The 17,653-nt window shown below is 69.8% G+C and carries 20 protein-coding genes; 7 read left to right on the top strand and 13 right to left on the bottom strand.

The window, feature by feature from the left end; genetic code table 11:
* Window positions 1-692, bottom strand: a 692-nt coding sequence (locus tag ACFXN1_RS44560) for an MFS transporter (protein WP_379463940.1), incomplete at its 3' end; no start/stop codon positions are given.
* A gap of 87 nt (window positions 693-779) precedes the next feature.
* Between ACFXN1_RS44560 and ACFXN1_RS44555 the strand changes: the two genes are divergently transcribed.
* Window positions 780-1,121, top strand: a complete 342-nt coding sequence (locus tag ACFXN1_RS44555) for an ArsR/SmtB family transcription factor (protein WP_379439024.1) — start codon at window positions 780-782, stop codon at window positions 1,119-1,121.
* On the opposite strand, the gene ACFXN1_RS44550 is transcribed toward ACFXN1_RS44555, so the two are convergent.
* A complete protein-coding gene (locus ACFXN1_RS44550; protein ID WP_379439023.1) occupies window positions 1,118-1,738 on the bottom strand; it encodes a TetR/AcrR family transcriptional regulator in 621 nt (206 codons plus the stop codon). The genes ACFXN1_RS44555 and ACFXN1_RS44550 overlap by 4 nt on opposite strands.
* A gap of 60 nt (window positions 1,739-1,798) precedes the next feature.
* Between ACFXN1_RS44550 and ACFXN1_RS44545 the strand changes: the two genes are divergently transcribed.
* Window positions 1,799-2,308, top strand: coding sequence for an SRPBCC family protein (locus ACFXN1_RS44545; RefSeq protein ID WP_379439021.1), 510 nt, complete (start codon window positions 1,799-1,801; stop codon window positions 2,306-2,308).
* A gap of 58 nt (window positions 2,309-2,366) precedes the next feature.
* On the opposite strand, the gene ACFXN1_RS44540 is transcribed toward ACFXN1_RS44545, so the two are convergent.
* Window positions 2,367-2,993, bottom strand: a complete 627-nt coding sequence (locus ACFXN1_RS44540; protein ID WP_354833038.1) for a TetR/AcrR family transcriptional regulator — start codon at window positions 2,991-2,993, stop codon at window positions 2,367-2,369.
* A 98-nt stretch (window positions 2,994-3,091) separates the two neighbouring features.
* Between ACFXN1_RS44540 and ACFXN1_RS44535 the strand changes: the two genes are divergently transcribed.
* On the top strand, window positions 3,092-3,478 hold the full coding sequence (locus ACFXN1_RS44535) for a DUF6221 family protein (RefSeq protein ID WP_354833036.1): 387 nt from the start codon (window positions 3,092-3,094) through the stop codon (window positions 3,476-3,478).
* Between the two features lie 96 nt (window positions 3,479-3,574).
* Here ACFXN1_RS44535 and ACFXN1_RS44530 read toward each other — a convergent pair whose 3' ends face one another.
* Window positions 3,575-3,982 carry a hypothetical protein gene (locus ACFXN1_RS44530; RefSeq protein WP_379439019.1) on the bottom strand — a complete coding sequence of 136 codons (408 nt, stop codon included), beginning with the start codon at window positions 3,980-3,982 and terminating at the stop codon, window positions 3,575-3,577.
* Between the two features lie 599 nt (window positions 3,983-4,581).
* Here ACFXN1_RS44530 and ACFXN1_RS44525 point away from each other — a divergent pair.
* Window positions 4,582-5,022 (top strand): hypothetical protein, encoded by a 441-nt coding sequence (locus ACFXN1_RS44525; protein WP_379403216.1) that lies wholly within the window; start codon window positions 4,582-4,584, stop codon window positions 5,020-5,022.
* A 29-nt stretch (window positions 5,023-5,051) separates the two neighbouring features.
* On the opposite strand, the gene ACFXN1_RS44520 is transcribed toward ACFXN1_RS44525, so the two are convergent.
* Both ACFXN1_RS44520 and ACFXN1_RS44515 read right to left on the bottom strand, forming a co-directional pair.
* Window positions 5,052-5,366 (bottom strand): transcriptional regulator, encoded by a 315-nt coding sequence (locus tag ACFXN1_RS44520; protein WP_379439018.1) that lies wholly within the window; start codon window positions 5,364-5,366, stop codon window positions 5,052-5,054.
* Window positions 5,363-5,827 (bottom strand): hypothetical protein, encoded by a 465-nt coding sequence (locus ACFXN1_RS44515; protein ID WP_379439016.1) that lies wholly within the window; start codon window positions 5,825-5,827, stop codon window positions 5,363-5,365. The genes ACFXN1_RS44520 and ACFXN1_RS44515 overlap by 4 nt, the downstream gene beginning before the upstream one ends.
* Before the next feature lie 276 nt (window positions 5,828-6,103).
* On the opposite strand from ACFXN1_RS44515, the gene ACFXN1_RS44510 reads away from it, so the two are divergent.
* The gene (locus ACFXN1_RS44510; RefSeq protein ID WP_379439015.1) at window positions 6,104-7,360 is read left to right on the top strand and encodes an MFS transporter; all 1,257 of its coding nucleotides are present in this window, start codon (window positions 6,104-6,106) and stop codon (window positions 7,358-7,360) included.
* On the opposite strand, the gene ACFXN1_RS44505 is transcribed toward ACFXN1_RS44510, so the two are convergent.
* Window positions 7,336-9,204 carry a Na+/H+ antiporter gene (locus ACFXN1_RS44505; protein ID WP_379439013.1) on the bottom strand — a complete coding sequence of 623 codons (1,869 nt, stop codon included), beginning with the start codon at window positions 9,202-9,204 and terminating at the stop codon, window positions 7,336-7,338. The two genes, ACFXN1_RS44510 and ACFXN1_RS44505, sit on opposite strands and share 25 nt — an antisense overlap.
* A 118-nt stretch (window positions 9,205-9,322) precedes the next feature.
* Complete coding sequence (locus tag ACFXN1_RS44500; RefSeq protein ID WP_379403212.1) at window positions 9,323-9,640, bottom strand: hypothetical protein; 318 nt, start codon at window positions 9,638-9,640, stop codon at window positions 9,323-9,325.
* Window positions 9,641-9,717: 77 nt separating this feature from the next.
* Between ACFXN1_RS44500 and ACFXN1_RS44495 the strand changes: the two genes are divergently transcribed.
* Entirely contained in the window at window positions 9,718-10,935 is a 1,218-nt protein-coding gene (locus ACFXN1_RS44495; RefSeq protein ID WP_379439011.1) for a hypothetical protein, read from the top strand.
* A 1-nt stretch (window position 10,936) separates the two neighbouring features.
* Here ACFXN1_RS44495 and ACFXN1_RS44490 read toward each other — a convergent pair whose 3' ends face one another.
* From ACFXN1_RS44490 to ACFXN1_RS44470, 5 genes are all read right to left on the bottom strand, one after another.
* Complete coding sequence (locus tag ACFXN1_RS44490) at window positions 10,937-12,271, bottom strand: pyridoxal-phosphate dependent enzyme (protein ID WP_379439010.1); 1,335 nt, start codon at window positions 12,269-12,271, stop codon at window positions 10,937-10,939.
* The gene (locus tag ACFXN1_RS44485) at window positions 12,271-13,692 is read right to left on the bottom strand and encodes a decarboxylase (RefSeq protein ID WP_379439008.1); all 1,422 of its coding nucleotides are present in this window, start codon (window positions 13,690-13,692) and stop codon (window positions 12,271-12,273) included. The genes ACFXN1_RS44490 and ACFXN1_RS44485 overlap by 1 nt, the downstream gene beginning before the upstream one ends.
* The gene (locus ACFXN1_RS44480; protein WP_379439062.1) at window positions 13,689-14,939 is read right to left on the bottom strand and encodes a heavy-metal-associated domain-containing protein; all 1,251 of its coding nucleotides are present in this window, start codon (window positions 14,937-14,939) and stop codon (window positions 13,689-13,691) included. The genes ACFXN1_RS44485 and ACFXN1_RS44480 overlap by 4 nt, the downstream gene beginning before the upstream one ends.
* 2 nt (window positions 14,940-14,941) lie before the next feature.
* Window positions 14,942-16,222: an aminotransferase class V-fold PLP-dependent enzyme gene (locus tag ACFXN1_RS44475; RefSeq protein ID WP_379439007.1), complete on the bottom strand. Its 1,281-nt coding sequence runs from the start codon at window positions 16,220-16,222 to the stop codon at window positions 14,942-14,944.
* 128 nt (window positions 16,223-16,350) lie between these two features.
* Entirely contained in the window at window positions 16,351-16,926 is a 576-nt protein-coding gene (locus ACFXN1_RS44470; RefSeq protein WP_379439005.1) for a DUF2599 domain-containing protein, read from the bottom strand.
* 237 nt (window positions 16,927-17,163) lie between these two features.
* On the opposite strand from ACFXN1_RS44470, the gene ACFXN1_RS44465 reads away from it, so the two are divergent.
* Entirely contained in the window at window positions 17,164-17,622 is a 459-nt protein-coding gene (locus ACFXN1_RS44465) for a hypothetical protein (protein WP_379403205.1), read from the top strand.
* Window positions 17,623-17,653 lie beyond the last annotated feature (31 nt).

Genomic DNA, 17,653 nt, shown 5'->3' with positions numbered 1-17,653 from the left:
CCCAGGAACGCGCCCGTGCCCGCGGCCGCGAAGACCGCACCCATCCCGGCCGGGATACTCGGGCGCCGCGGCCGCCACCGGGTGACCGTCGCGGTCTCGGGCAGCGCCGCCACCGCCACCGCGGCCGGGACCAGCAGCGCCAGCTCCACCACGAACGGCGTCACGTACGGAGCCGGAAGATATTGCGCCAGAACAGCTCCCAGTACGGGGCCCAGGCCCATCCCGCCCGCCGAGGCCACCGCCGACACCAGGGCCGCGCGGCGGCGGTCACCGTGCGGCTCCAGCTCGGTCAGCGCGCCCGAGGCCGCCCCGACCGCCAGCCCCTGCAGGATGCGGGCCGCGAACAACCAGACCACATCGGTGGCCAGCGCGAAACCCAGCGTGCCCAGCGCCGCCAGCGCCAGCGCGGGCAGCAGAATCCGGCGCCGCCCCAGCGCATCCGAGGCCGGACCGGCGATCAGCAGCGCGGGTATCAGCACCCCCATGTAGACCGCGAACACCAGCGTCATCACCAGCGGTGAGAACCCGAACCGATGCGCATAGCCGTGATACCGCGGTGTGGCCACATTCGTGCCGGTCAACAGGATCAGCAGCGTGTAGGCGGTGCCCCAGAACCGCGCACTGCTCCCGGGCGGTGAATCCTGCGGGGCGGCAGCGTCTTCGGCGGCTGCGGTGGATTGCTCGACGGTCATGGCGTCCTCCCGGCACAAACATGTTCGATAATTCCGAACATAACAGGATGTTCGGATTCTGTGAACATGTGGACTAGCCTGGACGCCATGGCAAGCCGAACCGCGACCGAACTGGTTCACCCCGCCCGCGACGAACTGCGGTTCGCCACCGTGCTGGCCGCCCTCGCCGACCCCGTCCGGCTCACCATCGTCACCCGCCTGGCCGCCGCCGAGAACGGCGAACTGGCCTGCACCACCTTCGACCTGCCGATCAGCAAATCCACCCAGAGCGGGCACTTCAGAACCCTGCGCGAAGCCGGCGTCATCCGCCAGCGCGACGAGGGCACCCGCCGTCTCAACCGGCTGCGTACCGAGGACCTCGAGGCCCGCTTCCCCGGGCTGCTCGACCTGGTGCTCACCCACGGCCGCGGTGCGGCCCTGAGCGCCTAGCCCGAATCTCGCGGCGACGCCGCGCTCTCCGGTGCCGGTCCGTGCCCGGTCGGACCCGGGGCGGTCAGCACCCGCCAGATCTCGTCGACGTAGGACTCCCAGGCCGCCTGGTCGGCCGGTAGCGTGCCACGCATCGTCCGCCACAGCTGGCCCGTGCCCAGATACGCCGAATATGCCAGTGCCGCACGATGTTTCGCCACCGGGGCGGGGAAACCGAGCCGGGTGAACAGTTCGGCCAGATACTCGATACGGCGCACGGTGACCCGGGTCAGCACCGGCTCCACCAGCGGATCCGTCGCCCCGGCCAGCAGCACCGCGAGCTTCTCCTGCGGATGCGCCAGCGCGGCGCCCAGCAGCGTCCGCAGCCCGACCGCCGGATCCGGTTCGGCCGACACCAGCGCGATCACCGCATCGGTCTCCTCGTGTTCCCAGCGCTGCAGGGCCGCCGCCAGCAACTCGTCCCGATTCGCGAAATGCCAGTAGGCGCTGCCCTTGGTCGCGCCCAGCCGCGCGGCCAGGGGTTCGATGGCGACCGCGCCCACGCCGCCCTCACCGAGCGCCGCCAGCGCGGCCGCGACCCAATCGTCACGGCTGAGCCGTCGCCTCTTCTCCGCCATAGCTCCGTACGGTACCGTATGGAATCAGAACATACGGTACCGTACGGAACGGGTGAGTCGATGATCTGGAACATTCACCAGCGAGAACTGCCGGTGTCGGCGCAGCAGGCCGGTGCCCTGCTCGATGCGGTGGCCGAGCCGGGCAATCCGCTCTGGCCCGGCGAGCACTGGCCGGCCCTGATCCTGGACCGGCCGCTGCAGGTGGGCGCCGACGGCGGGCACGGCAGCATCCGCTACGTCTGCACCGCGTACGAACCCGGCCGCGCCGTCGAGTTCACCTTCGCGCCGGGCATGCCCTTCGCCGGCACGCACACCTTCGAGATCATCGATCGCGGCGAACGGGGTTGCGTGATGAGGCATCTCGTCGTCGCGCGGGCCCGCGCGACGCGGGGCCGGCTGCTGTGGAGTCTCGCCATTCGCTGGCTGCACGACGCGGTGCTCGAGGAACTGCTCGATCGCGCCGCGACGGAAATGGGGCACCCACCCGCCGAACCGGCCCGATGGTCACCCTGGGTGCGCATACTGCGCCGATCACTGGACCGCGTCCACGCCGCGGTACCGGCCGCCTGACCGGCCGAACCGAACCCGCTGCGCCGCAAGCGGATCCGGGCGGGGCCAACCGCCCGGGTCAGCCGCGATACACGCCGCGATAGGCGTCGATGGTCTCCACCAGATGGTCGACGATCTGCTCGCGCGTGGCGCGCAGCGTGCCATTGAGCCATGCCGAGAACATGCCCGCATTACCGCTGGCCATGGTGACCGCCGCCAGCCGCCGCCGCACCGGATCCTCGATATGGGCGAACAGGTGATCCTGGATCAACCGGGTGAACGCGGGCATCACCGCGATCGTCGTCTGCCCCAGCCCCGTCGAGGAATACGGCTCCACCAGAAACAGCCGCGACTTGCGCGGATCCTCGAGCACCTTCGCCACCAGCGTCTCCGACAGCGCGCGATCCCGGTCCGGATCGTCGGCGACCGCGAAGGCCGTCATCGGATCCAGGAACTCCTCGGCGATCTGGCGGTAGAGCACATCGAGCAGTTCGTCTCGGCTGGCGAAGGATTCGTAGAAGTAGCGGTCGGTCAGGTTGGCGCGCCGGCACACCGCGCGCATGGTCACCGCACCCGCCCCGGACTCGCCGATCAGGTCCAGTGCGGCCTCGAGCAACGCCGCCCGGCGCGCCTCACGGCGTTCGGTGAGGGTCGTTCCACCCCAGATACGGGGCTCGGCGTCGGAGGGAGGCTGCTCGGTGTGCACCGGGTCAAGAGTAATGCCCGGTGCCGGGCGGTCTCGCACACCCGGCACCGGCGGGCGGATTCGCGGCGATCTCGACAGTGCCGACTACCGTGGGTGGGATGGATATCAGCGCGTTCATCGCGGGCCGCCTCGACAAGCAGCAGGAAGCCGCCGAATTCGCTCTGAAACTCGAGCGCGACTTCCAGGACACCGGCCGCGAGATCAAATACGAATGGGTGCGTTACGTGCGCCGCCGCGGCAGCCGCACCGCCCCGTCGTCGGTGTTCCTGCCCGGCGCACCGACCCCGAAGGAACTGTTGCGGCACCAGGCGGCGCTGCGGCTGATCCTCGGCCAGCACACCCCCGACACGGGCGGCCATTGCTCGGTGTGCCGGCAGCCCGACTCCCGTGGCGGCCAGGAACCGGCGGCGTGGCCGTGCCCGACCGTCCGCGCGGTGGCCGGCATCTGGTCCGATCACCGCGACTACCCGCTCCCGCGTGATTGATCGGCGCACAGGGCCGAATCCATTGGCCGGGTGCCGGATGCGATCGCACACCCGGCACCGGACCACCGGGTACTCGCGCGGACCGGACCCGCGCCGCTAGCCGGTGACCACGCAGGCGCTGCCGAGGTTGATGCCGGTGTTGACCGTCACCAACGCCCACTGCGAGCCGTTGTAGGTCCAGGCCTGGATGTAGTGCACCCCGGTCGAGGTCGGCGTCCAGCTGGAGGTCCCGGTACCGCCGCTGCCGAGGCTGAACTGCTGCTGGCCGAAGGTGGCGGTGTTGCTGTCGTAGAGCCAGACGTATTCGTACGGGCTGCCGTTCACGGTGACCGTGTACGAGCAGTTGGTGCCGTAGCCACCGCCGCCGAGACCGATACTCGACCCGCTGGACACGCTGACGCTGGTGACGTACGCCGACGCCTGCGGCGCGGCGAGCACGAGCGCCGCGGCTGCGGCGGCGAAGGTGGTGAATGCGGTGAGGGCCGACTTCCGTGACCGGATCATCGTCGATCATCTCCCCAGATGAACAGAGCAATGGGATCTTTCGCGCCAATGGCGCATTCCACCAGTGTCGGCGTCCAGGACCCCCGGCACGCGCGTATCGGACTACTCGTTCCCGACCATCCGGGTGGCAGTCGCGGCCTCATGATCAGCGGTTATCGTCCAGCTGCATCCGATCGGCCCGAAAAGTCCTATGCCCCTAACGATCCCCTAATTCTCGCGCTCACCGAGCGATGCAGCTACCGTGTCGCTACCGTTCTTGTCGTCCGAATCGTGCCCGGGCGGACACGCGCAGACGCCCACGGCACCGGATGCCCGCGAGTCTCTTCCCCGAGCTCGCACCCGCGTCTCCGCATCAGGCGGCGCCGCGAAACGGCGGCGGCGAGGGCCCCCCCGATCCCGGACTCGGTGCCCCCGCCCCTCAATTCGAAACCACGACAACTCCCCCGTATCACAACAGTGGTTGCCCCCAACTCCTCCACAAAAAAACCATGAACCGGCCGGTGCTGCAATGATCGACCCGGATTTGTCTTCAGTTCGGGGCGGCACCGCGAATCAACCTGTGCCCGTGGACTGTTCGAGGTGCAGAAGGATCGACCTGTATGACCGCAACCCGGTACGCCAGCAAACCCGTCGTCGCCGAGGTCCCCGAGCCTTCCAGCTGGGGACGGCATCTGGGAATCAACGAGGACGTCGCCGACGGTCTCGACGCCGGGCAACTCGGCGCACTGATCTTCGTCCGGAAACTGGTGCGCTGCTGGTACATCGCCAATGTGCTGCTGGCCCTGTCGATCTGGGCCGCGATCACGCTGTGGGCGCGCCTCTACGGGCAGGCCACCTTCGGTGACTGCGCCGCGGTCAGCGGATTCACCAGCCGCTGCGATCCCGGCTGGCAGTCGCTGATCATGGGGCTGGTCAGCGGATTCGTGGTCGCGACGGCGGTATTCGTGCTTACCTCGCTGCCCTGCTTCATGATCGGCTACGCCATCCGCTGGTCGGCGCGCGCCATGGCCGACCGCAACGAATGGCGAATCACCGACTGACCGCGCACACCTGGCCCGGCCGGTAGCGCCTAGCCGGCGGGAGTCTGCGGTGGCATCGCCGCGGCGACGATCTCCCGCAGCGCTGCGATGTGGCCGTCGAAGGCGTCGCGCCCGGCCCGGGTCAGGCGGGCCCGAACCCTGCGTCGGCTGCCCTCGAGACGGCGTTCGGTCGCGACATACCCGGCGTCCTCCAGTGTCGCCAGCTGCTTCGACAACGCCGAATCCGACAGATTCAGCCGCTCCTTGAGGAAGGCGAACTCCGCCCAATCCGCGGCGGCCAATGTCGCGACCAGATTCAATCGCGTACTCGGATGGATCAATTCGTCGAAGCGGGCCACGCTCATGCGCGCACCCAGCGACGCCCCATCCGCAGCAGCTCCGGCCCGCCGAACCCGATGACAGCCGCGATCAACACCGCCGACCAGGTCCGCGGATGCCCGGCCCCGTCGGCGGCCAGCAGCAGGGCCGCCACCACGGTCAGCGCGACCAGGGCCAGCAGCATGGTGATCACGACCAGCGGAGTGCGCCGCCCGGCGACCTCCGCGCTGACCTGGACCCGGCCGGTGCGATGGCGCCCGTCCAGCAATCGCGACGCCAGCGCCGAATGCCCCGCGCCGAACATCAGCGTCGCAACTGCCGTGAGCCAGCCCGGCCCGAAATCCCCGATCACCCCCAAAACCACCCAGCCGCAACCCATTCCCCACCAGTACCCCCGCGGCAGCCCGACCTCCTCGGCCACCTGCCGCCGCGCCCGCCCCGCCGCATCCAGCGCCGCCCGGGCCTGATCCGGAGTAATGCCGTCCATGCCGACCCCTCACTTTCCTACTTGGAAAGTAAGCGTCCACTTTCCTGATGGGAAAGTCAAGGGCGGCCGGTAGCCGACAGGGCATTCCGGGTCCGGTGCTGCGAAGAGCGTTGCGCACGAAGACGATCGACCGCCCCCTGCTGGGGCCGGTCACCGCCTCGCCGCCGCCCTGGCCGAATGCTGCGACGTCCCGCCCGATGCGCCGACCATCCATTTCGCAACGACCCGCTCGCGACCACCCGGGCCGAAGGCCGCCGACAGGGGAGACTGTCGGTCATGGCGGATGGGATCGAGTGCGGGCCGGCGGATCGAGCGGCCGGGGTGAATCGGTTGTCGCCGCTGCGGTTCGTGATGGCGTTCGGTGTGGTGAGCATGCTCGCCGACGTCGTCTACGAGGGGGCGCGGTCGATCACCGGCCCGTATCTGGGCACCCTGGGCGCCTCGGCGGCACTGGTCGGCTTCGTCACCGGGGCCGGGGAGGCGGTCGCGCTGGTGTTCCGCTTGGTGACCGGCCCGTTGTCCGACCGCACCGGCCGGCACTGGGCATTGTCGATCGCCGGGTATGCGCTGACGGTGGTGTCGGTGCCGCTGCTGGCGCTGGCGACCTGGCTGTGGCCCGCCGCGGGGCTGGTGGTCGCCGAACGGTTCGGCAAGGCCGTGCGCGCCCCGGCACGCGACACCATGCTCGCCCAGGCCGCCGGCTCGGGCATCGGGCGCGGAAGGGCGTTCGCGCTGCACGAGGCACTCGACCAATCCGGGGCGCTGCTGGGACCGCTGCTGGTCGCAGGCATGATCGCGCTCTCCGGCTTCCGGCTCGGATTCGCGGTACTCGCCATTCCCGGCGCGTTGGCGCTGCTCACCCTGGCCTGGCTGCGGCGCGCGGTGCCCCGGCCGGCGGCCTACGAAACCGACCATCACGACGCCGGGACCACCGTGCGAGCCGATGGCCGCTTACCGGGCCGATTCTGGCTCTACGCGGCGTTCACCGCGACCTCGATGGCCGGGTTCGCCACGTTCGGGGTGCTGTCGTTCCACCTGCAGGCCCGCCACGTGCTCCCCGACAGCGTGATCCCGGTCACCTACGCCGCCGCCATGGGTGCGGCGGCACTGGCCGCACTCGCCTCGGGACACCTCTACGACCGGATCGGGTTGCGGGGGCTGGTGATTGCGCTGCCGCTGTCGGCGGTGGTGCCGCTGCTGTCGTTCTCGACCCATGCCGGTCCGGTGTGGGCGGGAGCGGTCGTGTGGGGCGCGGCGATGGGCATTCACGAATCCACCCTGCGCGCCGCGGTCGCCGACATGGTCCCCGCCGCGCGCCGCGGCACCGGATACGGCGTGTTCACCGCCGTCTACGGTCTGGCCTGGCTGGCCGGCTCCACCCTGATCGGTGTGCTCTACGGTCATTCGGTGACCGCGGTCGTCGTGTTCACCCTCGCCACACAGGCGATCGCACTGATGTTGTTCGTGCCCTTGGCCTTCGGCCGCCCATCCCGCCGTCGACCTCGCGGTCAGCCCAGCAGCTCGTCCAGGTAGCACCAGCGCCAGGATTCACCGGGTTCTACGCTGCGCATGACCGGGTGACCGGTGTTGTCGAAGTGCTTGGTGGCGTGATTGCCGGGGGAGGAGTCGCAGCAGGCGACGTGGCCGCAGTCCAGGCACATGCGCAGGTGGACCCAGACCAGGCCCTCGTCGAGGCATTCACCGCAGGCGTCGGGGGTGTCGGGAGTGCGGACGCAGGGGGCCTCACGCAGGTGCTCGCAGGCGCCGGCGGTGACGGGGGAGCTCAGGGGGGTGCCATCGTCCTCGTCGGCCTCGGCGACCCGGTCGATGGTGGACTCCTCGATGTCGAGGGTGGCCATGACCGCCTGCAGGACCTCCTGATCGACCTGGCCCGAATCACGAATGCGCAGCACGGCTTCGCGTTCGGCGGTGAGCATGGCCAGGCGCAGGCGCCGGTACTCGCCGCTGGGGGTAACGCGCTGGGATTCGGAGCGGCCCAGCAACTCCCACGCCGCCTGGGCGCGCACTACCACGCGGTTGCGCAGGGCGTCGACTACGTCCGGCGGGGTTTCGGGGGCGATGTTCTCCTCGAGCGCCTTGAGTCCCGCGACCGTGGCCTGTTGCAGCAGATTCGCTTCCTGCAGCAGGTCTTCGGCCTTGCTGGGCCCGCGCAACCGCAGCACCCGCACCAGCCACGGCAGCGACACGCCTTGCAGCAGCAGCGTTCCGCCCACCACCACGACCGCCAGCAGCCGCAGCGTCGCCAGCTCCGGGGTATCGCCGGGCAGCAGCAGCGCCGCGGCCAGCGTCACCACCCCGCGCATGCCCGCCCACGCCACCACCGCCGGACCGGTCCACTCCGGCTTGGGTTTTCCCTGCCGCCGCCCTTCGACCCGCCAGGCCGCGTAGGTCGCCGGGAACACCCACACCGGGCGCACCACGATCACCGTCACCAGCACCGCCGCACAGGTCCACAGCAGTGTCGAATGCGACAGCCCGCTGTGCCAGGCATCCTCGACCAGATGCCGCACCTGCAGGCCGATCAGCAGGAAAACCGCGCTCTCGAGCAGGAATTGGATGGTGCGCCAGTTGGTGTGCTCGGCGATGCGCGAGGCCGCGCTCTGCCATTGCGGGGCGCCGTGACCCAGGATCAGGCCGCAGGTCACCACTGCGATCACACCCGAGGCGTGCACCCCTTCGGCGGGCAGGTACGCGATCCACGGCGCCAGCAGCGACACGCTCGTGTCCAGCACCGGATCGCTGATGCGCCGGCGCAGGAACGCCAGCACCATCGCCGCCACCCCGCCGATGAGCGCGCCACCACCGGCCGCGCCGACGAAACTCGCGCCCGCCTCCCACATCGTCACGCTGCCGGCCATGGCGGCCACCGCGGTGCGCAGGGTCACCAGCGCGGTCGCGTCGTTGAACAGCGACTCACCCTCGAGCAGCGTCACGATCCGGCGCGGCATCCCGACCCGGCGCGCCACCGCCGTGGCCGCCACCGCATCGGGCGGGGCCACGATCGCGCCGATCGCCACCGCCGCCGAGAACGGCACCGGCAACAGCCAATACACCACCCCGCCCACCGCGAACGCGGTGAACAGCACCAATCCCACCGACAGCAGGGTGATCGTGGTCTTCTTCGGCCGGAAGTCCACCAGCGACGTGCGGATCGCCGTCGTGTACAGCAGCGGCGGCAGCAACCCCAGCAACACCAGCTCGGGTGCGACATCGAACTCCGGCACCAGCGGCAGATACGAGCCGATCACCCCGGCGACGGTGAGCACGAACGGCTCACCCAGCCCCAGCCGGCGCGCACCGGCCGCCAATGCGACCGCCACCGACACCAGCAATACGAGTCCGAACGCCCACTCCACGAGATCATCGTGCCAGCCGCCATAACCGATTCCGGCATCGGCTCGCCACCAGCGAACAACCCCGCCCGCCATCGGCGTGCACGGACCCGGCCGGATCCACCGCGCCGGGCGACCGGAGCTACTCCGCGTGCCCGGACCGCGACCGGGTGATCGCGAAGACCCCGAACCGGGCGGCCAGCGCCACCAGCCACAGCACCACACCGACGAGGTTGAACACCGTCCCGGCATCGGTATAGGCACCGATCAGGATGGAGACGACACCCGCCGAGAAACACACGACGGTGGCGGCATGACAGACGGTCAGAGTGATGCGCAGGTCGGTGTCCGGACCGGCGGCTGGCTCGATGCTGATGGTGAAACTCCTGGCAACGCTGGTGAATTCGACCCCCGGCACCTTAGCGCCCCGCACGCCGAAGTGCAGATTCCACGAGTTCACCGACTTCGCACCTGCGCGCGACCCGATCCCGGTTACCCTGTTGCTCAACACGATTCGCGGGCGGGGGACCGATGCACGTGGACATCGATCACTACTGGCCACTGGCGGCCGCCCTCGAGGCGGCACTGCTGGGCGGCTGGCTCGTCGTCGTCGCACGCACCGCGCGGCCCGGAGAACACACTGGGCCACACCGAGAACCCACCGGGGCACGCGGAGAAGGCACTGAGCCACGCGGAGATTGGGCGCCGGTGCTCACCCTGCTGCTGTGGGCCGCGCTCATCCCCGAGATCCTGCCGGTCCCCAGCGCCAACCTGGTCACCAAACTCCCCGGATTCATGCTGATGTACGGCGGCGCCGCGGTATTGGCGCGCGCAGCCGTGCGCACCCGCAGCCTGGGCTGGCCCGCCCTGCTGGGCCTCGCGACGGCCTGGTCGCTGCTCGAGGAGTTCGTGCTCTGCCAGACCTCCATCCATCACGTCTACTGGCCACTCACCTACGGCGGCAGCCCGTTCGGCGTCAACGCGATGTTCCTGCTGTGGGCGTTCAGCGTGGAAGCGGTCGGCGGATTCCTGGTGGCCACCCAGCTGACCGAGCTGATGTTCCCCGATCGGCGGACCGAACCCTGGCTGAGCCGGTCCGCGGCGTGGACCGGCGGCGTCGTCTGGATCATCGGTCTGCCCATCACCTGGTACGGCTGCGCGTATCTCGTCGAACGCGGCGTGCTCGGACGCCACCTCACGCCGCCGCTGCCGCTGGTGGCGATCCCGGCCGTGCTCGCCCTCGCACTGGTCGCCGCCGCCCTCACCCGCCCGCGTGCGGGCCGGGTGCGGAACGTGCGGCGCTACGCGCCGCCGCCGTGGTCGGCCGGTGTGGTCGCCGCGGTGCTCGCGACACTGTGGCTCTCGACGCACATCCTGATTCTGGGCGGCGGCCCGGCGATCCTGTTCGGTCACCCGATCCCCGGGCTGCGCGAAATCCCGGCCTGGGCGATGTATCTCGTCGCCTTCGTCGTGGCGGTCACCGCCGTGACGTCGCTGCAGCGCTGGTCCGCAGCCCCGCAATGGACCGATATGCACCGATTCGCGGTGTGCGCGGGTGTGCTGGCCGCGGCCATGATCCAGGCCTGCGACGCGCTCGCGGGCACCGAAGCGAACCCCGGTCGGTCGACCGTGGGCGACTGGGCCGTGCAGCTCGAGGTCAACGCCCTCGTCATCGCCGTCCTCGTCGCCCTCGGCTTGCGAACACGGCGCACGTCCGCACCGGTCGGGACCGCCCGAGAAGCGGCTGCCCCGTAGCTCATTCGGGTCGCGGCGCGGATTCCATGGGTTTGCCCGCATCCCGCCACGCGGTGATGCCGCCCGCGAGGCTGTGCGCGTCGTACCCGGCGCGGCGGGCCAGGGCCGCGAAGCGCCGCGACACCTCACCGACCGGGCAGACGAAAACCACGGGGCGCGAACGCGAGAACGGGACGCCCTGGATGAGCATGTCGTCGAGGTGATCGTCGCGGATGTTCACCGCGCCCGGCACATGCGCGATCCGGTAGGCCATCGCGCCCCGGGTATCGACGACGGTCGGGCGGGCCGTGCGGTCGAGCCGCTCGAGCTCATCGGGGGACAGCACCGGGGTGGCCGACAATTCGGCCGCGGTCGGGGCCGGTGCGCGCCCGGGTTTGCCGAACAGTTCCGGGCGGCGTTTGCGGATGTAGGACAGATACGGTTCCAGGCGGTCGCAGACGATGACCACCGCGACGAGCGGATCGGCCTGGGCGGCGGGCTGTTCCAGGGTCCCGAGGAACTCGAGGGCCGCGGCGTAGGTCGCGCCGCTGGTGGGTCCGGCGAGCACGCCGTGGGCCGTGGCCAGTTCGAGCGTCGCGTCGACCGCGCGCCCGGCCTCGACCGCCATGATGCGGTCGTAGAAATCGGGCTGGAACAGGCCCACATCCCACATCTCGGTCTCCGAGCGGATACCGGGAATGAAATCGGAGCGCTCCGACACCACCGCGATCGTCTTCAACTCCGGATTGTGTTTGCGCAGAAACGTCGCCGTGCCGCGCGTCGACCCGGTCGTGCCCAGCCCGCCGACCAGATAGTCGACCCGGGTGATGCCGTCACGCGCCAGATCCTCGTGGATCTCCCGCCCGGTCCCGTGATGGTGCGCTTCGATGTTCTTCTCGCTGGTGTACTGCGACGGGTGATACCAGCCCCCGGGCGTGCGCGCCATGGTCGATTCGATGACCGAGTACACGTCGTTGGGCGCGGTCGGATCCGGGCACTCCGACAAACCGGGCAGCTCCTCGATGTCGGTGCCCAGCAACTGCAACAGCTCCCGCACCTCGGCGACCCTGATCCGATTGGTCACCGCCCGCAACCCGATCCCGCGCATGGCCGCCAGAATGCGCAGCGCCTTGGCGGTATTGCCGCTCGAGGCCTCGATCAACGTCTTCTTCTGCGCGACGATGTCGTCCAGGTCGTCGCGGATCATGCCCCACGCCACCCGGTCCTTCACCGACCCGAACGGGTTGTAGAACTCCAGTTTCGCGTACAGCTCCACGTGCGCGAGCCCGTGCACGGCCGGATCCAGCCGCAGCAGTGGGGTATTGCCGATCAGCTCGGTGATGTGGTCGTAGCGCATCAGTGCACCTCGTGCCAATCAACGTCGCGGCCCACCGAAAACGTCCCGGACCGCTGCACCACCGCCAGTTTCGGCGGCACCGGATGCATGGACGCACGCGCTGCCGACAAATCCATGTGGTAGGCAGCAGTATTGGGGAAGACGACGAAATCCCCGGGAGCGGCCAGCCGCGGCAGCCAGACCTTGTGATTGGTGATCAGATCCCGCTCCAGGCACAAACGCCCGGCCAGGAACACCCCCACCGCACCGGAATTCGTGCCGGCCGAATCGCGGGCGGGGACCAGGATCGGGTCCACCATCACCTCCTGATCGGCCGGGGTGACGGTGTCGCGACTCAGATCCAGATTCACCAGCGTGCTGCCGTCCGCGGTCTCCTTCACGAATTCCACCCGCGCCACCGTGATTCCGGCATGATCGACCAGCGCCTTGCCCGGCTCCAGCCAGATCTCGATCGAGTTCTCCCCAGCCAGCTGTGCAAAAGTGCGGCCCCCGTGGGATTCCAGCCCCGTATCCAGCAGATCTGCCAGCATCCGGTCGGCACTCACAATGTTGGCGTATTTGTGAAAAACCGGTGTTCCGTGCACCGCGCCGTCCTCGAGATGGAACCCGAAGGTGTTGCCGCCCCACGTCATCGGCTCACCACGCCCCACCAGCGATTCCCGCAACGCGTGCACATACGCATCGAACGCATCCGCGTCCGCGGTGAACACCTGCCGGAACCCGCCCCCGATATTCAGCACCGACGGCGCGAGCCCGTACCCGTAGGCGCGTTCGGTCAACGCCAGGCAGCTCTCCACCGCCCGCACCCGCTCGGCCGGTTCCCCCGAATCCAGGTGGAAGGCGAACCCGCGGAACTCGATCCGCTCCCGCTGCGCCGCCAGCAGCGCCAGCACGGCATCGACGCGATGCAGCGGCACCCCGAACCGGCTGACCGGCGTCCCCGCGAACCCGCACACCCGCACCAGCACCGGCACCCGCGCCGGCGCCAGCGCCGCAATGCGTTCCAGCTCCCACGCATTGTCCACGTTGATCGTCACCCCGCTGCCCACCAGCTCCCGCACGAACCCCTCACCCTTGGGTCCGGTCACCTCGATCCGCTCCGGCTCGAACCCCGCCTTCAGCGCACTGTCGAGCTCTGCCGCCGAGGCCACATCGATCCCGGCGCCCGCCGCCCGCGCCGCCTCCACGAACGCCCGCGACTGATTCACCTTGTGCGCGTAGCAGATCCGGAAACCCGGCACCCGGGCGGCCAGCTCCGCGCGCAGCCGCTCCAGGTTCTCCGCGAACACCTGCGGAAACACCAGATGCGCGGGCGACCCGAACTCGGCCACCGCGTCGGCCACCGCGTGCGGCGCAGCCACGAACTCCCGCACCAGCGCATGCATCTTCGCCGGCAGTCCCGGCGGTGCGGCAGCCGTCATACGGCGGATTCGGTGGTCGCGGGTGTGACCGCGGTCGGGTTGTAGCCGCTGTCGCGCAAGGCCTCGAACACGCGATGGCGGTTGCGGGGGCTGCGGAACTCCGCGACCACCCGCTTGCTGTTCAGGTCGATGTCCTGCACGCCCACGCTCATCGACTCCAGCACTCCGGTGATGGTGCGGATGCAGTGCTTGCAGGTCATGTCGGGCACATAGAACACCTGGTCCTCGGCGGCGAGTTCCGCGGTGTCCGAACCGGTGTCCGCCGCCACCTCGGCGACGGTGACCCGGTCCACGATGCGGGTGAACACATCGGTGAACGTGTCGATCACCACCGGCAGGATGCTGTAGTGCTCCCCGTCGAGCTGATGCGGCATGGCCGCCAGGCACGCCGGGCGCGTCCCGGGCGGCAGCAGCGCGTACTGGCGCGAGATCAGATCCAGCTCGTCGTGGTATTTCGTGATGGCCTCGGCCACGCTCAAGCCCTCGGTGTGGGTGGCGCGGCGTATGACCCGGTGCGCGTCCTCGATGGTCATGTCCTTCATCGCGCGCAGCGTCGCCACCGTCTCGGCCGAATACCGTACGGTCCCATCGGGTTGGGTGGTCAGCGTCACCGCGATCATGCCGCGCCGGTAGCTCGAGGCCTGCAGCTCCCAGTACCAGCGTGTCGCCACCGCGCCGTAGATGCCCGAATCCCGCATGCCGACCGCGAATTCGGCCGGCGTCCGATACGGCGTCCACCGCGCCAGCAGCGCGTGCTGGGCCAGCGCTCGCCCCGCCGCTTCGATGCCCACCCGGAAGATCTCGAACGGCTCGTGGTCGGTGGTGGTGCCCTCGAGTACCGCCTCGTCGCGCGGCGTCAGCTCCGAGATGCGCCGGGCCAGTGCGGTATCGGCCTGCAGCGCGTGCCACAGCGTCAGCACCGTCTCGCGCATGGCGATGGGCACGATCGCGCCCAGACCGCCCACCCGGTAGTGCCCGGTATTGGGGATCCCGTCGCTGTCGGTCCAGGCGATGCGATGGGTCGCGCTGGTCACCTGGTCGGCGCGGCACGGGCGCATGAACCGTTCCAGGTACAGCCGCTGCGACAGCGTCAGGTGCGAGCCCGGTTCCGATTGCAGTGCCGCGCACGTGTATTCGATGCTTCGCGGCGGCGGCAGCACCGGGGGCGCGCCCAGGCCGGGCCGGGCCAGCGCGGCCAGCACCCGGGAGGCGGCACGCCGGTCGTAACGGGGTTCGGGGCCGGACATGGTCAAGAGACCTCCTCGGCAATCGTGGCGACACACTCGGTGAACCGGTCGATCTCGTCGACGGTGTTGTAGACGTGGGTGCTGACCCGCACCGAGTTCTCGTTCATCGGCACATCGTCGGCGGGCACACAGTGCGCACCGGTGCGCACCAGGAACCCGAGCTCGCTCAGCACGAACCCGAGATCGGTGGCGCTGATCCCGTCCAGGGTGAAAGACACGATCCCGTAGCCGGTTTCGCACGGCGCGTGCGCCGGACCCGGCAGGAACTCCACGCCCGGTATCGGGCGCAGGCCCGCGATCAGCCGCTGCGTCAGCGCCCGATTGTGGGCCGCGACGGCATCCAGGCCCAGGTCGTCGAGCACCTCGAGGGCCGCGCCGAGCGCGAGGATGCCGGGGATATTGTGGGTGCCGCCTTCCAGCAACTGCGGCATCGAACCGGCCAGCAACCCCGAATCACCCAGCGACACCGCCGAATTGCCGCCCGGTAGAAACGGTGTCAGTTCATCGTGGCGCCGGCGGCGGCAGTACAGCACGCCGGTCCCGGGCGCCCCGAACATCTTGTGCGCGGAGAACACCGCGAAATCCGCGTCCAGCTCCGCCACCCGCACCGGCAGATGCCCGCCGGACTGGCTGCAGTCGAAACACAGCGCGATCGCCGGATCGATGCGCCCGCGCAACTCCTCGAGGGTGGTCAGCGCCCCGAACACGTGATGCAGATGCCCCACGGTGATCAGCCGGGTGCGCGGGGTGATCCGCGCGGCCACATCCTCGACATCGGCCTCGCCCAGCTCGGTGACCCGGTAGGGCACCAGCCGGATCGTGCGCCCGAACCCGCCCAGCAGCCGCCGCAGGTGATGCCACGGATACACGTTCGAGGCGTGATCGCGTGGGCTGTAGAGGATTTCGTCGCCGTCGCGCAGCGTGGTCAGTCCCCACGCGAGCGCCACCGCATTGAGACCGGCCGTGGATCCGCCGGTGAACACCACCTCATCCGGTGCGGCCCCGATGAATTCGGCCATCCGCTCGCGCACCGTCTCGATGCGATGGGTCAGGCTGCTCGCCCACGGGTAGGTGCCGCGTCCGGCATTGGCGGTGCGTTCACTGTGATAGCGGTGCACCGCGCCGATCACCGGCAGTGGCTTCTGGGTGGTGGACGCCGAATCGAGGTAGACGTCGGAGGTTTCGGTCAGCGCGGGGAAGAGCCTGCGCAGGGGCGAGCGCGCCGGTCCCCGGGCGGCGGCGGGCGGCGTGGGCGTAGAGGTCGCGGCTGCAGAGGCGTGCACCGGAACCCTCCCTCCCAGGAGTTCGCGCTGGACGTCACCAACGATACGCACATTTGCCGGTGCGCTCGAAGGTTCTCGCGGGCAACCGCTTTCGTCGGTACGGCTTCGTTACCGCATCGAACGACCGCTCAGCGGTCGGGTCCGCCCGGATTGCACAGGGCCGCCACGGTCGCGTCATACCCCACCGCGGGACGCCACGGTTCGAGATTCCAGCTGGTCTTGTCCGGTTGGACCACCCGTGCCCACTCCCAGTGGCAGCGGAACTGGTCGTACATGCCGGGGGAATCGGCGTCGGGCACGGAGGTGAGCACCTCCTGCCAGGCCCGCCCGAGCGCGGCGGGGAAGGTGTCGGAGCGCCCGGCCTGGGTCGGATAGACCCGCAACCGCCGGCCGTCGGAATCGTCGGACCATTGGGTGTGGTCGATGAGCGGCTGATCCGGGAACGGATCCACCGCCGGCACCCCGGGCGTGGTCGGCGACGGATTCGCGATCGGCGCGGACGAACCGGTGGGCTGGGGTGTGTCGGTGGCCTGGGAGGAGGCGGTGGGCGGGGAACCGGCGACCGTGGAGGGGTGCGGCGCCAGCGTCAGCGAACTCACCACCACCGGCGGCGAATCCTCGGCCGCCCCGCAACCGGTCAGTACCAGTGCGAGCGCGAGCACAGGTGGGCCACCCGCGAGCTTCCAGCGCCGCCGCATGGGCATTCGCCCCTTTCTTCCGATCCGTCGGGCCTGGATCCGACGCTACCAGCGGTGATTACGCACATACCGTACTCGCGAGTAGATAGGAACTTCGGCGTTCCGAATCCGCCCGCGCTGGTGCATTGGCCCAGACAGCACCTACGATGTCACGCGCAGGGCGGTTCGTGAAAGAGAGGACCGTCCGGCACCCTTGGTACCGGATGGTTGCTGACTGGCAGGGGAACAATGAACGCCGCGACTGTGAAATTGCTTGTGTGGGAGTGCGACAACACCCTGTGGGACGGGGTGGTCTCCGACTCCACCGCAGGCGCGCTGCGCGCCGAGGCCGCGCGCTCGCTGCGCATCCTCAACGAGCGCGGCGTCATGCACGCCGTCGCCTCCCGCGGCGAATGGGCCTGGACGGTAGAGCAATTGCGCCGCCACGGCGTGGCCGAGCGTTTCGCCGCCGTCGAGGTCGGCTGGGGCCGCAAGTCCGCGGCCATCACCCGCATCGCCGAAACCCTGGGCGTGGGCCTGGACCAGGTCGGCTACATCGACGCCGAGCCGCTCGAGCGCAGCGAGGTCGCCCACGCCCTGCCGCAGGTGCGCTGCTACGCCGCTCGCCACGTGGATGTGCTTGCCGCGCTGCAGGAATTCCGCGCCCCCGTCGGCGACGTCCCGCCGCCCACCTCCCCGATGGCCCACATCCACGCCCGCTGACCAGCGCGGTGTTACAGCGCTGACCAGCGCA

This window comes from Nocardia sp. NPDC059154 (genome assembly GCF_042755705.1).
Classification (GTDB): domain Bacteria; phylum Actinomycetota; class Actinomycetes; order Mycobacteriales; family Mycobacteriaceae; genus Nocardia.
Note: the sequence above shows the minus strand (reverse complement) of the source record. Positions and strands in the feature narration are given on the sequence as shown.

Excerpts from the sequence above, each read along its gene's own strand:
- ACFXN1_RS44555 (WP_379439024.1), top strand. The coding sequence starts at position 780 with ATGGCAAGCCGAACCGCGACCGAACTGGTTCACCCCGCCCGCGACGAA.
- ACFXN1_RS44550 (WP_379439023.1), bottom strand. The coding sequence starts at position 1,738 with ATGGCGGAGAAGAGGCGACGGCTCAGCCGTGACGATTGGGTCGCGGCC.
- ACFXN1_RS44545 (WP_379439021.1), top strand. The coding sequence starts at position 1,799 with ATGATCTGGAACATTCACCAGCGAGAACTGCCGGTGTCGGCGCAGCAG.
- ACFXN1_RS44535 (WP_354833036.1), top strand. The coding sequence starts at position 3,092 with ATGGATATCAGCGCGTTCATCGCGGGCCGCCTCGACAAGCAGCAGGAA.
- ACFXN1_RS44530 (WP_379439019.1), bottom strand. The coding sequence starts at position 3,982 with ATGATCCGGTCACGGAAGTCGGCCCTCACCGCATTCACCACCTTCGCC.
- ACFXN1_RS44525 (WP_379403216.1), top strand. The coding sequence starts at position 4,582 with ATGACCGCAACCCGGTACGCCAGCAAACCCGTCGTCGCCGAGGTCCCC.
- ACFXN1_RS44520 (WP_379439018.1), bottom strand. The coding sequence starts at position 5,366 with ATGAGCGTGGCCCGCTTCGACGAATTGATCCATCCGAGTACGCGATTG.
- ACFXN1_RS44515 (WP_379439016.1), bottom strand. The coding sequence starts at position 5,827 with ATGGACGGCATTACTCCGGATCAGGCCCGGGCGGCGCTGGATGCGGCG.
- ACFXN1_RS44510 (WP_379439015.1), top strand. The coding sequence starts at position 6,104 with ATGGCGGATGGGATCGAGTGCGGGCCGGCGGATCGAGCGGCCGGGGTG.
- ACFXN1_RS44490 (WP_379439010.1), bottom strand. The coding sequence starts at position 12,271 with ATGCGCTACGACCACATCACCGAGCTGATCGGCAATACCCCACTGCTG.
- ACFXN1_RS44485 (WP_379439008.1), bottom strand. The coding sequence starts at position 13,692 with ATGACGGCTGCCGCACCGCCGGGACTGCCGGCGAAGATGCATGCGCTG.
- ACFXN1_RS44480 (WP_379439062.1), bottom strand. The coding sequence starts at position 14,939 with ATGTCCGGCCCCGAACCCCGTTACGACCGGCGTGCCGCCTCCCGGGTG.
- ACFXN1_RS44470 (WP_379439005.1), bottom strand. The coding sequence starts at position 16,926 with ATGCCCATGCGGCGGCGCTGGAAGCTCGCGGGTGGCCCACCTGTGCTC.